Origin of the sequence: Pelomonas aquatica (assembly GCF_026712205.1) — a bacterium.
Classification (GTDB): domain Bacteria; phylum Pseudomonadota; class Gammaproteobacteria; order Burkholderiales; family Burkholderiaceae_C; genus Pelomonas; species Pelomonas aquatica.
This window is the reverse complement of the sequence record NZ_JAPPUW010000015.1, coordinates 1-12,208: the sequence shown is the minus strand read 5'-3', so window position 1 is coordinate 12,208 and position 12,208 is coordinate 1. Positions and strand designations below refer to the sequence as shown.

Genomic DNA, 12,208 nt, shown 5'->3' with positions numbered 1-12,208 from the left:
CGACTCCAGTTCCCGAGCCGGCCCGGCTGAGGCTGATTGCGGCTTAACGCCGCAAACGGCCTCGTCCCCGCGGGGGACCGATCGGACTCGCCCGCGTTCAGCGCGGCGAGACCGGGCAAGGGGCTTTACGGTATCGGCCGCGTCGGCACGCCGGCGCTGCAGATGTCGACGTGGCCCGGGCTGTGCACATACCAGCCGCCACGGAAGCGCCGGGCGTCGAGCAGCTGCTGCCAGGTCGCCGAGTCGGTCTTCAGCACTTGCAGGGCCGGGCGCTCGGCGGCGGGCACGTCGGCCAGCAGGCGCACGCGCTGGATGCCGGTGCGCTGCTCGGGCTTGTCGTAGAAGCCCATCGCGCCGGTGCCGCGGGGCAGGGCGGACAGCAGCTCCATGCCCTTGAGCACGCGGCCGACGACGGTGATGTTCAGGTCCAGCCCGCGCGGCGCATGGCCGATGACGACGTAGAGCTCGGTGCCGTTGCTGGAATCGACGGTGTCGCCGCGGCCGGCGCCGACCATGCCATAGCAATGCGCCAGCCAGGCCCGGCCGCTCTTGGGGTCGGCCGCGACGGGGAAGCCCTCCGCATGGCCGGCACGCGGCGCCCAGCCGTCCACGTCGGCCAGCTTCGTGAAGCCGGCGGCCTTGCCGACGCGGTCGAGGGGCACGGAGAACTCGGCCGGCAGCTTGGGCATAGCGCCGGCCGGCAGCTGCCTGGCCTTGGCCGCGTCATCGCCGTCCGGGTCGCCCCATTGGGTGACGAAGTTGTCCTGCACGCGCACGATGGCCAGCCCGTCCCAGTAGCCGCCGTGGGCGAGGGCGCGGATATTGGCCGCGTGGGCCGGCGCAAAGCGCGGCGCCAGCTCGATGATGACCTGGCCGGCGGCGAGATCCATCAGCAGCGTGTTGTCGGGGTCCAGGCCGCGCCAGTCGGCGGCCGGGCTGTCCTTGAGCACGTCGGCGGCGGACTTGGCCGGCTTGGCGGCATGGGCCGCGCAGGCGAGGACGGCGGCGGTGAGGGCGAGGGCGGTCTTTTTCATGGCGGCGCAGCTTAGCGGCCTTCCTAAAATGCCGCGATGCCTGTCTCCCCCGATACCGATCTGCCCTTCGTCCACCTGCGCATGCACACCGAGTTCTCGGTCGTGGACGGCACGCTGCGCACCGATGACGCCGCCGCCGCCGCGGCCAAGGACGGGCAGGTGGCGGCGGCCATCACCGACCTGGCCAACCTGTTCGGCGGCATCAAGTTCTACTCGGCGGCGCGCAAGAAGGGGGTGCAGCCCATCCTCGGCGCCGACTGCTGGCTGGAGGCCGATGCCACCGACAAACCGCCCACGCGGCTGCTGCTGCTGGCGCAGAACAAGCAGGGCTATCTCAACCTCAGCGAGTTGCTGTCGCGCGCCTGGATCGACAACGTGCAGCGCAACCAGGCCTGCCTGAAGTGGGCCTGGCTGGCCGAACTGGGCGAGGGGCTGATCTGCCTGTCCGGCGCGCAGCACGGCGCGGTGGGCATGGCGCTGATGCAGGGCGACAAGGCCCGCGCGCGCGAGGCCGCGCTGCGCTGCGCGGAGGCCTTCCCGGGCCGCTTCTACATCGAGCTGCAGCGCGCCGGCCTGCCCGGCCAGGAGGCGCTGGTGCAGGCCAGCGTGCCCTTCGCGGCCGAGCTGGGCCTGCCGGTGGTGGCCACCCACCCCATCCAGTTCCTCGCCGAGGACGACTTCGAGGCCCACGAGGCGCGCGTCTGCGTGGCCGAGGGCGAGACGCTGGCCAACCCCAAGCGCATCAAGCGCTTCCTGCCCAGCCAGTATTTCAAGACCCAGGCGCAGATGCGGGAGCTGTTCAAGGACGTGCCCAGCGCCATTCGGAACACTGTCGAGATCGCGCGCCGCTGCTCGCTGACGCTGGTGCTGGGCAAGCCGCAGCTGCCCAATTTCCCGACGCCGCTGCTGGACGACGGCACGCCGATGCCGATGGAGCGCTACTTCCGCGAGCTCAGCCATGCCGGCCTGAAGGACCGCCTCGTCCACCTCTTCCCCGTTGATGCCGAGCGTGACAAGGAGCGCCCGCGCTATGTGGAGCGCCTGGAGTTCGAGCTGAACACCATCATCAAGATGGGCTTCCCGGGCTACTTCCTCATCGTGTCGGACTTCATCCGCTGGGCCAAGGAAAACGGCTGCCCAGTGGGCCCGGGCCGGGGCTCGGGTGCGGGCTCGCTGGTGGCCTATGCGCTGCTCATCACGGACCTGGATCCGCTGCGCTACAACCTGCTGTTCGAGCGCTTCCTGAACCCCGAGCGGGTCTCGATGCCCGACTTCGACATCGACTTCTGCCAGGGCAACCGCGACCGCGTCATCGAGTACGTGAAGGACAAGTACGGCCGGCCGGCTGTCAGCCAGATCGCGACCTTCGGCACCATGGCCGCCAAGGGCGCGCTGCGCGACATCGGCCGCGTGCTGGGCATGGGTTTCGGCCATGTGGACTCCATCGCCAAGCTGGTGCCGGCCCCGCCCGGCAAGACCGTCACGCTGGCCAAGCTGCCGCCCGGCTTCGACCCAGACAAGGCCAAGATGGTCTACGCCCGCCACGAATCGCCCGAGATCGAGGAGCGCGAGAAGTCCGACGAGGAAGTGGCCGGCCTGCTGGAGATGGCGGCCCGCGTGGAGGGGACGGTGCGTTCCATCGGCATGCACGCCGGCGGCGTGCTGATCGCGCCGGGCAAGATCACCGACTTCTGCCCGCAGTACCAGCAGCCCGGCTCCACCAGCGCCGTCAGCCAGTTCGACAAGGACGACGTGGAGGCCATCGGCCTCGTGAAGTTCGACTTCCTGGGCCTGGCCACGCTGACCATCCTGGAGCTGGCCAAGAACTTCATCGTCGCCCGCCACCCGGATCGTGCGGACTTCGACTGGGCCAATGTCGCGCTGGACGACCGCAAGACCTTCAAGCTCTTCGGCGACGGTTACTCGGAGAGCGTGTTCCAGTTTGAATCGCCCGGCATGCAGCGCCTCTTGAAGGACGCCAAGCCCTCGCGCTTCGAGGATCTGATCGCGCTGGTGTCGCTCTATCGCCCGGGGCCGATGGACCTGATCCCGTCGTTCGTGGCCCGCAAGCATGGCAAGGAGGTCATCGAGTACCCGCATCCGCTGCTGGGCCAGGTGCTGGAGGAGACCTATGGCGTCTTCGTCTACCAGGAGCAGGTGATGCAGGCGGCCCAGGTGCTGGGCGGCTACAGCCTCGGCGGCGCCGACATGCTGCGCCGAGCCATGGGCAAGAAGAAGGCCGAGGAGATGGCCATGCACCGCGAGATCTTCCGCAAGGGAGCCGCGGAGAAGGGCATCGACCAGGCCAAGGCCGACGAGGTCTTCGACCTGATGGAGAAGTTCGCGGGCTACGGCTTCAACAAGTCGCACGCCGCCGCCTATGCGCTGCTGAGCTACCACACGGCCTGGCTGAAGACGCATTACACGGCCGAGTTCTACGCCGCGAACATGACCATCGAAATGGACGACACCGACAAGCTCAAGGTGTTGCTCAACGATGCCAAGATCTTCGGCGTCGAGTTCCAGCCGCCCTGCGTCAACAAGGGCATGTATCGCTTCGAGCCGCTGTCCAACCGGCTGGTGAACTACGGCCTCGGCGCCATCAAGGGCACGGGCCGCGGCGCCATCGAGGCCATCATCGCGGCGCGCGAGGCCGGCGGGCCCTTCCTGAGCTTCTACGACTTCTGCCTGCGCGTGGATCGCAAGTCGGTCAACAAGCGCGTGGTGGAGGCCCTCATCAAGGCCGGCGCGTTCGACAGCATCAACCCTGAGCGGTCCAAGCTGCTGGCCAGCGTCGCGCGCGGCTACACGCATGCCGAGACGACCGAGGCCAACGCCGACCAGGGTGGCCTGTTCGATTTCGGCCCGGATGACCATGATTGGCACGCCTCGTCCACCGCCGAGCCCGACCTCGTCGACGCGCCGCCGTGGAGCATCAAGGAGCGCCTGTCGCTGGAGAAGACGGCCATCGGCTTCTACCTGTCGGGCCATCTGTTCGACCAGAGCGGCGCGGAGGTCAGGCGCGTCGTCAAGCGCCAGATCGCCGACCTCGTGGACAGCCGCGACCCGGTGCTGGTGGCTGGCATCGTCAGCGGCATGCGCGTCATCAACGGCCAGCGGGGGCGCGTGGGCATCTTCAAGCTCGACGACAAGAGCGACGCCATCGAGGCCGTCGCCAACGAGGAGATGCTGAACGCCAACAAGGAATTGCTGGCCGAGGACGAGCTCGTCATCGCCCAGGGCAAGGTGCAGAACGACCGCTTCTCCGGCGGCCTGCGCATGAATGTGCAGGCGGTCTGGAGCCTGGCCGCGGCGCGTGCCAGGTTCGGCCGCCATCTGCTGCTGGGCAATGCCGGCGCGGCCGGCCTGGTCAAGGACCTGGTGGAGCGCTTCCCGCCGCGCCTGGTCGAGACCGAGGAAGGCCAGACGCGCCAGCAGGGCCTGTCCGTGCGCGTGGCCCTGCGGGCCGAGCCCGAGGGCGAGCGCGTGGGCGCGCGCTGGGCCGTGGACCTCGGCGAGACCAGCCGCTTCTGGCCCGCGGACGAGGCGCTTGCCAAATTGGGCACGGCGGCCGAGGTCATTTACGAGCTTGGATGAGCGCCGGCATCGGCGATGATTTCGCCGATGCTGCATGCCGTGCCCAAGCCCGCAGACCGGTCGACGGAGGGGCTGACCCGTCCGCAGCCGGTCACGGGCCTGATCCTGACCGGCGGCGGCGCGCGTGCGGCCTACCAGGTGGGCGTGCTGGCCGCCATCGCCCAGCTGCGCCGCGATGCCGGCGCGACGCGAGGCAATCCCTTTCCCATCATCAGCGGCACCTCGGCCGGCGCGATCAACGCGTCCACGCTGGCCTGCCATGCCGATGACTTCGACGCCGCGGTCGATGGCCTCGTTCACCTCTGGCAGGGCCTGCACGTCGAGAACATCTACCGCGCCGACGCCTTCGAGGCGGTGAAGAGCGGCGCGCGCTGGCTCAGCATGCTGAGCCTGGGCTGGGCCATCGCGCGCTGGACGCGCAGCCACCCGCGCAGCCTGCTCGACAACCAGCCGCTGCGCGAGCTGCTGGGCCGCTACCTGCCCATGGACCGCATCGAGCCCATGCTGGCTGGCGGCCACCTGCGCGCGCTGGCGCTGACCGGCTCCAGCTACACCACCGGCCAGCACGTCACCTTCTTCCAGACCCACCACCACATCGTGCCCTGGCTGCGCGAGCAGCGCATGGCCGTGCAGGCGCGGCTGACGCTGAGCCATCTGATGGCCTCGTCGGCCATCCCCTTCATCTTCCCGGCCGAGTCGGTGGAGCTGGACGGCATGGCCGAGTGGTTCGGCGACGGCTCGATGCGCCAGAGCGCGCCGATCTCGCCGGCCGTGCACCTGGGTGCCGAGCGCGTGCTCGTCATCGGCGCGGGCCGCATGAAGGAGCCCGAGGGCCGGCGCGTCGGCACGACGGACGACCATCCCAGCATGGCCCAGATCGCCGGCCATGCGCTGTCCAACATCTTCCTGGACGCGCTGGCCGTGGACGTGGAGCGCCTGCGCCGCATCAACCGCACGCTGGCCCTGCTGCCGCGCGAGAACCGCTCGGCCACCGCGCTGCGGCCCATCGAGCTGCTCGTCATCGCGCCCAGCCGGCGGCTGGACGACCTGGCCGGCGAGCACCAGGCCAGCCTGCCGCCGTCGGTGCGCGCGCTGCTGCGAGCCTTCGGCGCCAGCGGCAAGGGCAAGGCGATGAGCGGCTCGGCCCTGGTCAGCTATCTGCTGTTCGAGCCCAGCTTCGTCGGTGAACTCATCAACCTGGGCATGAGCGACACGCTGGCCAAGCGGGCCGAGGTGCAGCGCTTCTTCGGCTGGCCGGCGCGGGCGCCGCAGATCGACCCGGCATCGCTGCGGCGCGGCCGCTCAGCCGGGTTCGCGGCCGGCGCCTGAGAAGGCCTCGCCGGCCACGCGCAGCCCCGCCGCCGAAAGCTTGCGGGCCGTGGCGGCCTTGATGCCCGACACGCGCCGCGTCAGGTCGGCCCAGTCCTTGAACGGCCGCGCGGCCAGCAGGCGCTGCACCAGCGCCGGGCCGAGGCCGGGCAGGGATTCGAGCTGGGCGCGGCTGGCCGTGTTGGCCTCGACCTCGGCCTGCGCGATGGCGGGCAGCACGGCCCACAGCAGCAGGCTGCGGCGCTTCATCAGGGCTCGCCGGCCTGCGCCCGCACCATGGCCGCGTAGGCGCCGTCGCGCGCGATCAGCTCGGCATGCGTGCCGGTCTCGACCAGCCGGCCGCCGCCCAGCACATGGATGGCGTCGGCGTCGCGGATGGTGGAGAGGCGGTGCGCGATGACGATCAGCGTCTTGCGGCCTGACCATTGCGCCAGGGCCTGCTGCACGGCGCGCTCGCTTTCGGTGTCGAGGGCCGACGTGGCCTCGTCGAAGATCCAGATCGGCGCGTCCTTGTAGAGGGCGCGCGCGATGGCCAGGCGCTGGCGCTGGCCGCCGGAGAGCTTGCTGCCGTTGGCGCCCACGGGGGTCTCGACGCCCTCGGGCAGGCCCTGCACGAAGTCCCACAGGTGGGCGGCCCGCAGCGCAGCCTCCAGCCGCGCGTCGTCACGAGGTTGCGCGTAGGCGATGTTGTTGGCGACGGAGTCGTCGAACAGCACGATGTCCTGCGACACGACGGCGAACTGGCGGCGCAGGGATGCGCGGGTCAGCGTCTCGACGTCCTCGCCGTCCAGCGTGATGCGGCCGGCGTCCGGCTGGTCGAAGCCCAGCAGCAGGTGGACGATGGAACTCTTGCCGGCGCCCGAGGCGCCGACCAGGGCCGAGGTCCTGCCGGCGGGGAAGGCGAGGCTCAACCCGTCCAGGGCCGGCTGGGCCGATCCGGGGTAGGTCAGCCGCACGTCGTGCAGCGCGATTGCGCCGCGTGCCGGGCCGGGCAGCTCGCGCGTGCCGGCGTCGGCCTCCTTGGGTGCATCCATCAGCTCGAAGCAGCCGCGCGCGATGACCAGTGCCCGCGTGACCGGTGCGGCCAGGTCGGACAGATGGCGCAGCCGCGAGGTCAGCAGCAGCAGCGCGGCGACGAACTCGGCGAAATCGCCCACGCCGGTGCCCGCGTGGCGGGCCTGCCAGAGCGCAATGCAGATGATGGCCGACAGCCCCACCGACGCGACCAGTTGCGACATCGGCTGCGACAGCGCACCGGCCGTCACCGTCTTCAGGTTGGTACGGCGCACCTCCTGCGACACGGCGGTGAAGCGCTCCAGCTCGTGCGGTGCCGCGCCGAACTGCCGCACGACGCGCCAGGCGCGCGTGATGTCGTCGACGCGGTTCACCAGTGCGAGCTGGGTGTCGTAGGAGCGCGAGGCCATCAGCCGCACGCGCTGGTTGACCTTCTTCATCACGAAGGCCATCAGCGGCGTGACGACGAGGCTGAGCAGGGTCAGCTGCCAGTTCACGTAGAACAGATAGATCAGCATCGCGAGGGCGGGCAGGCCGTCGCGCAGCACGTTGATGCCGACCTCGCCGACCAGCTGCAGGATCTGCTGCGGATCGTTGACGACCTTGCTGACCGCGGTGCCGGGCTGCATGCGCGTGTAGACCTGGGCGTCCAGCCGCAGCAGTGCGTTGACCAGCGCGGCGCGGAAGTCCATCACGCAGCGCGTGACGGTCCAGTTGAAGAGGTACTGGCCCGCGAAGCCGAATGCGCCGCGGATGACGTACAGCCCGATGAGCACGACCGGCACCATCCACAGCTCGAAGGCGTTCTTCGCGAAGCCCTCGCCAAACGCGTACTTGATGAGCTTGGGGATGGCGGGTTCGGTGGTGGCCAGGCCGATGTAGGCCAGCACCGTCCACACGGCGCCCCAGCGGTGTGGGTAGACGAACTGGCCGAGGCGCCGGGCGGGAGAGACGTTGTCGGGAGACATGGGGCGCGATTGTCGTCGCTGCCGGGGCACCGCCTGCTTCACGAAACATTGCTTTCGGGCCGGCCGCGAGCAGGCGGGGCCGCGGACGCGGCCACCTAGAATGCCGCGCCTTCGGCCTCCTTGGCGCCGCTGTTCCTGATGCCTTCCACACCCCTGCCTGCCGCTATCGACAATCGCCCCCGCACCGCGGTGCTGCTGCAGTGGGTCGGCATGGGAGACCTGGTCTGGCATGTGTCCTACTTCCGGCGGGTTGCCGAGACCAGCCGCGGCGGCCGGGTGGCGCTGATCGCGTCGCCGACCGTGTTTGCGCGGCAGCTGGTGGGCCACGAGCCCTGGGTGCAGGAGATCATCGACTTCGACCGCCACCCGCGCCGCCACGAGGGCCGCCAGGGGCGGCATCGCGGTGTGCTGGGGCTGTGGCGCATGGGTGTCGAGCTGCGCGAGCGGCGTTTCGACCGCATCGTGCTGTTCACCAACCACACGAACCGCTCGCTGGTGGCCCTGGGCGCCAGGATTCCCGAACGGCTGGGCTATGGCACGACCTGGCTGCAGCGCCGTCTGCTGTCGCATGGGCCGTGGATACGGCGCTACGCCGGACCGGCCGTGGGCGCCTATGAAGACGCGACGATGTTCGCCATCGCGCAGGGCTGGTGCGACGCGCCCATCGCGCCCAGCCTGGTCGTGCGCCCCGAGGCGCTGCAGCGCGTGAAGCAGCGCCTGCAGGGCCTGCCGCAGCCCATGCACGCGTTGTGCATCGGTTCGTCGGAGCCGTACAAGCAGTGGGGCAGCGACAACTTCGCGGCGCTGGCCACCGCGATCGCCAGTGCCGGCCACGGCGTGCTGCTGATCGCCGGGCCGGCGGAGCGCGACATGGCGCAGGCCATCCTGCAGCGCGTCGAGCCGGCGCTGCGCCCGCGCATCCTGGCCGTCACCGACGGCACCGTGGCTGAGACGGTGGCGGCGATGTCGCTGATGAAGACCTGCCTGGGCAACGACACCGGCGGCGTGCAGATCGCCGCCGCGGTCGGCACGCCGACCTGGGTCATGCTGGGATCGCGGCCGGTGCTCAACCACGACCCGCGGACGCTGCACAACCTGACCGCCCGCAACCTGGCCGACATCAAGCCGGCCGACGTGGCCCGCATCGCGTTGGCGGCATGAGCATGGACGACACCCGCCCGCGCACCGCGGTGCAGCTGCAGCTCAACGGCATGGGCGACCTGGTCTGGCATGCGCAGTATTTCCGCTGCGTGGCCGAGCAGAGCCAGGGCGGCCAGATCAGCCTCATCGCGGCGCCGACGACGATGGCGCGCGAGCTGGTCGGCCACGAACCCTGGGTACGCGAGGTCATCGACTTCGACCGCCGCCCGCGCCGGAGCGAGCGCCGCAAGGGCCGCCACAGCGGCTGGGCCGGGCTGCTGCGTTTTGGCGCCGAGCTGGCGCCCAGGCGTTTCGACCGCATGGTGCTGTTCTCGGATCATCCGGGCCGCGCCATCCTCGTCTGCTGGCGTGCCGGCATCCGCACCATCCTCGGCTTCGGCGAGACCCGGCTGCAGCGGCTGCTGCTGACGAAGACGCCGTGGATCCAGCGCTACCGCGGCCCGGCCGTGGCCGGCTACAAGGACGCGACGGCCTTTTCCATCGCCCAGGGCTTCTGCCGCGCGCCCATCGTGCCGCGCATCAGCGTGCGGCCCGACGCGCTGGCCCGCATGCGCGAGCGCCTGGCGCCGCTGCAGCGGCCGCTGCATGCGTTGGCCATCGGCGCGTCGGAGCCCTACAAGCAGTGGGGCGAGCGCAACTTCGTCGAGCTGGCCAACCGGCTGGCCGCGCGCGGCCACGGCGTGCTGTTGCTGGGCGGGCCGGCGGAGAGCCAACTGGCGAAGGACATCCAGGCGCGCGTCGAGCCGGCGCTGCGCGGCCTCGTCACGACGATGACCGACGGCACGGTGGCCGAGAGCGTGGCGGCGCTGTCGCTGGTGCAGTCCTGCATCGGCAACGACACGGGCGCCGTGCAGTTCGCGGCCGGCGTCGGCACGCATGCCTTCGTCGTGCTGGGCCCGCGGCCGCCGCTGGAGCACGACCCCGAGCATGTGCACATGCTGCAGGCGGCTCGGCTGGCGGACATCGGCCCGGCGGACGTCGAGTCGCGTGTGCTGGCCGAGCTGGGTTAGCGCGAGAAGACGCGCCGCAGGCCGTAGCGCAGCCTGATCCACAGCGTGTCGATGCGCATGCGCAGCGGCCCGGCCAGGCGCCGCGCCATGAGCTCCCGCGTGACGGCCCGGCGCCCCAGCAGCAGCGACTTCTTCAACAGCACGCGGCCCTCGGTGGAGAGCAGGATGTCGTCCGGCGCGGCGCGCAGGAAGTCCAGCAGCCCGGCCTCGTCATAGGCCTCGTTGAAGTTGCCGAAGCGATGAAAGCCGAAGGGCTGGTATTCGTAGCCGTCGGTCTCCGCCGAGAACTCGCGCGCCAGCGCCAGCGGCGCGAAGCGCATGCCCAGCGCCTCCAGCTGCGGGCGGTTCCACAGGCAGATGAACGAATCCTCGGGGTGGCATTCGGGCTGCGGCAGCGTCGACACGGCCTGGTGCAGCCGCACGGATCGCAGCGAGAAGCCGCCATTGCCGACCGCGTCGTCGCGGTGCGGCCAGGGCGCGCCGATGTAGTCCCAGGCGAGGAAGTCCTCGCGCCATTTTTCGGGATGGATGACGAAGCCGTCCCACTGTGCGACGAGGAAGTGCGGCGCGCGGATGTGCCGGTGGAAGTCGCCCAGCATGAACTTCGAGTATTCCTGCGCCGAGCGGATGGGCTCGCAGCGCACGACCGTCACGCCGTCCACGACCCAGTCCTGGTCGGTGAACAGCAGGATCTCGTCGAAGCGGAAGCGCTCGGTGCAGCGGCGGATGGCGTTCAGCGCCAGCCCGAGGTGGCGCGTCTCCAGGCAGACGAGGGCGACGCGGCCGCGCAGGTCGGCGATGAGTGTTTTTTCAGGCATCGATCAGCGCGTCGACCGCGTCGGCAAGGCTGGCGAACTCGGGGTGCTCGCCCTTGGCGGCGGCGGGGTTCGCGTCCGTGGCGACCAGCACCGCACGGCCCACGCCGGCGCGTCGTGCGGCCTCGATGTCGGACGGCTTGTCGCCGAACATCAACGAGGCGGCCAGGTCGATGCCCAGCGCTGCGGCGGTGCGCAGGATCATGCCGGGGGCCGGCTTGCGGCAGTCGCAGTCGATGGCGTAGCGGGGCACGGAACCGCCGGGCAGGTGAGGGCAGTATTCGATGGCATCCAGCATCACGCCCTGTCCGGCCAGATGCCCGCGCAGCGCCTCATGCAGGCCCTGCAGCGCGGCTTCGTCGTAGTAGCCGCGTGCGATGCCGGACTGGTTGGTCACGACGATCAGTGCGTAGCCGGCGGCCTGCAGGCGCCGCAGCGCGTCCACCGCGCCAGGCACGAAGGCGAAGTCTTCCCAGCGGCAGACGTAGCCGCGGTCGATGTTGATGACGCCGTCGCGGTCGAGGAAGGCGGCCGGGCGCATCAGCTGTGGGCGCGGATGCGGTTGACGAGGGCCGTCGTCGAGTAGCCGTCGACGAAGGGGATGGCCAGCGCGTCGCCGCCCCAGGAGCGCACGAGGCGGGTCTCTTCCAGCGTTTCCATGTCGTAGTCGCCGCCCTTCACGTAGAGCTGCGGCCTCACCCGCTTCAGCAGCTCGCAAGGCGTAGGTTCGTCGAAGAACAGCACGGCATCGACCGAGGCCAGGCCGGCCAGCACCAGCGCGCGGTCGGCGTCGCGGTTCAGCGGCCGGTCCGGCCCCTTGCCGAGGCCGCGGGCCGACGCGTCGGAATTGACGGCCACGACGAGGCTGGCGCCCAGCTCGCGCGCGGCGTGCAGATAGGCCACATGGCCGCGGTGCAGCACGTCGAACACGCCGTTGGTGAACACCATCGGCCGGCCCAGCGTGGCCAGTCGCTCAGCCAGCGCCGCATCGTCCAGTGCGGCCGCGCCGACGAGCTTGTTCTCCAACGGAGTCATTGATGCACCCTTCGGCCTGCGGCCTTGCCTGGCCGACGGTGCGACCAGGCGTTCGCCAGGCACGGGATGCCCACTGGGCATCCCGTGTCCGGGCTCACTCCCGCCGAGCGGGAGCGAGCCTGCTTGGGGCGGCCCTGCGCGGCGCTCATTGGGCAACCTCCTGCTTGTTGACATCGACGAGGAGGTGGACCGAGGGTAGGAACTGACTTCCGTGCCCCCATGGTGACTGCCTGCGGCGCTGGCCT

Annotated in this window: 10 protein-coding genes; 4 read left to right on the top strand and 6 right to left on the bottom strand. The window is 70.5% G+C overall.

Going from position 1 to position 12,208, the window contains the following annotated elements; translation table 11 throughout:
* Positions 1–125: 125 nt before the first annotated feature.
* The gene (locus NYP07_RS16270; protein ID WP_268152257.1) at positions 126–1,034 is read right to left on the bottom strand and encodes a peptidylprolyl isomerase; all 909 of its coding nucleotides are present in this window, start codon (positions 1,032–1,034) and stop codon (positions 126–128) included.
* 36 nt (positions 1,035–1,070) lie between these two features.
* Between NYP07_RS16270 and dnaE the strand changes: the two genes are divergently transcribed.
* Positions 1,071–4,631 (top strand): DNA polymerase III subunit alpha, encoded by a 3,561-nt coding sequence (gene dnaE / locus NYP07_RS16265; RefSeq protein WP_268152255.1) that lies wholly within the window; start codon positions 1,071–1,073, stop codon positions 4,629–4,631.
* Between the two features lie 27 nt (positions 4,632–4,658).
* Complete coding sequence (locus NYP07_RS16260; protein ID WP_268152253.1) at positions 4,659–5,960, top strand: patatin-like phospholipase family protein; 1,302 nt, start codon at positions 4,659–4,661, stop codon at positions 5,958–5,960.
* On the opposite strand, the gene NYP07_RS16255 is transcribed toward NYP07_RS16260, so the two are convergent.
* Together NYP07_RS16255 and NYP07_RS16250 are read right to left on the bottom strand one after the other, a co-directional pair.
* Complete coding sequence (locus tag NYP07_RS16255) at positions 5,934–6,209, bottom strand: ComEA family DNA-binding protein (protein ID WP_268152251.1); 276 nt, start codon at positions 6,207–6,209, stop codon at positions 5,934–5,936. The two genes, NYP07_RS16260 and NYP07_RS16255, sit on opposite strands and share 27 nt — an antisense overlap.
* Positions 6,209–7,942, bottom strand: coding sequence for an ABC transporter transmembrane domain-containing protein (locus NYP07_RS16250; protein WP_268152249.1), 1,734 nt, complete (start codon positions 7,940–7,942; stop codon positions 6,209–6,211). Before NYP07_RS16250 ends, NYP07_RS16255 begins: the two co-directional genes overlap by 1 nt.
* A 138-nt stretch (positions 7,943–8,080) precedes the next feature.
* Between NYP07_RS16250 and NYP07_RS16245 the strand changes: the two genes are divergently transcribed.
* Positions 8,081–9,103: a glycosyltransferase family 9 protein gene (locus NYP07_RS16245; protein WP_268152247.1), complete on the top strand. Its 1,023-nt coding sequence runs from the start codon at positions 8,081–8,083 to the stop codon at positions 9,101–9,103.
* 2 nt (positions 9,104–9,105) lie between these two features.
* Complete coding sequence (locus tag NYP07_RS16240; RefSeq protein WP_268152245.1) at positions 9,106–10,113, top strand: glycosyltransferase family 9 protein; 1,008 nt, start codon at positions 9,106–9,108, stop codon at positions 10,111–10,113.
* On the opposite strand, the gene NYP07_RS16235 is transcribed toward NYP07_RS16240, so the two are convergent.
* Genes NYP07_RS16235 through rfaE2 form a run of 3 tightly spaced genes read right to left on the bottom strand, consistent with a single transcriptional unit; the run spans position 10,110 to position 11,963 of the window.
* Complete coding sequence (locus NYP07_RS16235; RefSeq protein ID WP_268152243.1) at positions 10,110–10,931, bottom strand: DUF5672 family protein; 822 nt, start codon at positions 10,929–10,931, stop codon at positions 10,110–10,112. The two genes, NYP07_RS16240 and NYP07_RS16235, sit on opposite strands and share 4 nt — an antisense overlap.
* Positions 10,924–11,469, bottom strand: coding sequence for a D-glycero-beta-D-manno-heptose 1,7-bisphosphate 7-phosphatase (gene gmhB, locus NYP07_RS16230; protein ID WP_268152241.1), 546 nt, complete (start codon positions 11,467–11,469; stop codon positions 10,924–10,926). The genes NYP07_RS16235 and gmhB overlap by 8 nt, the downstream gene beginning before the upstream one ends.
* Entirely contained in the window at positions 11,469–11,963 is a 495-nt protein-coding gene (gene rfaE2, locus NYP07_RS16225; RefSeq protein WP_268152239.1) for a D-glycero-beta-D-manno-heptose 1-phosphate adenylyltransferase, read from the bottom strand. Before rfaE2 ends, gmhB begins: the two co-directional genes overlap by 1 nt.
* Positions 11,964–12,208: the final 245 nt, after the last annotated feature.

Excerpts from the sequence above, each read along its gene's own strand:
- NYP07_RS16240 (WP_268152245.1), top strand. The coding sequence starts at position 9,106 with ATGGACGACACCCGCCCGCGCACCGCGGTGCAGCTGCAGCTCAACGGC.
- dnaE (WP_268152255.1), top strand. The coding sequence starts at position 1,071 with ATGCCTGTCTCCCCCGATACCGATCTGCCCTTCGTCCACCTGCGCATG.
- gmhB (WP_268152241.1), bottom strand. The coding sequence starts at position 11,469 with ATGCGCCCGGCCGCCTTCCTCGACCGCGACGGCGTCATCAACATCGAC.
- NYP07_RS16235 (WP_268152243.1), bottom strand. The coding sequence starts at position 10,931 with ATGCCTGAAAAAACACTCATCGCCGACCTGCGCGGCCGCGTCGCCCTC.
- rfaE2 (WP_268152239.1), bottom strand. The coding sequence starts at position 11,963 with ATGACTCCGTTGGAGAACAAGCTCGTCGGCGCGGCCGCACTGGACGAT.
- NYP07_RS16260 (WP_268152253.1), top strand. The coding sequence starts at position 4,659 with ATGCTGCATGCCGTGCCCAAGCCCGCAGACCGGTCGACGGAGGGGCTG.
- NYP07_RS16245 (WP_268152247.1), top strand. The coding sequence starts at position 8,081 with ATGCCTTCCACACCCCTGCCTGCCGCTATCGACAATCGCCCCCGCACC.
- NYP07_RS16250 (WP_268152249.1), bottom strand. The coding sequence starts at position 7,942 with ATGTCTCCCGACAACGTCTCTCCCGCCCGGCGCCTCGGCCAGTTCGTC.
- NYP07_RS16255 (WP_268152251.1), bottom strand. The coding sequence starts at position 6,209 with ATGAAGCGCCGCAGCCTGCTGCTGTGGGCCGTGCTGCCCGCCATCGCG.
- NYP07_RS16270 (WP_268152257.1), bottom strand. The coding sequence starts at position 1,034 with ATGAAAAAGACCGCCCTCGCCCTCACCGCCGCCGTCCTCGCCTGCGCG.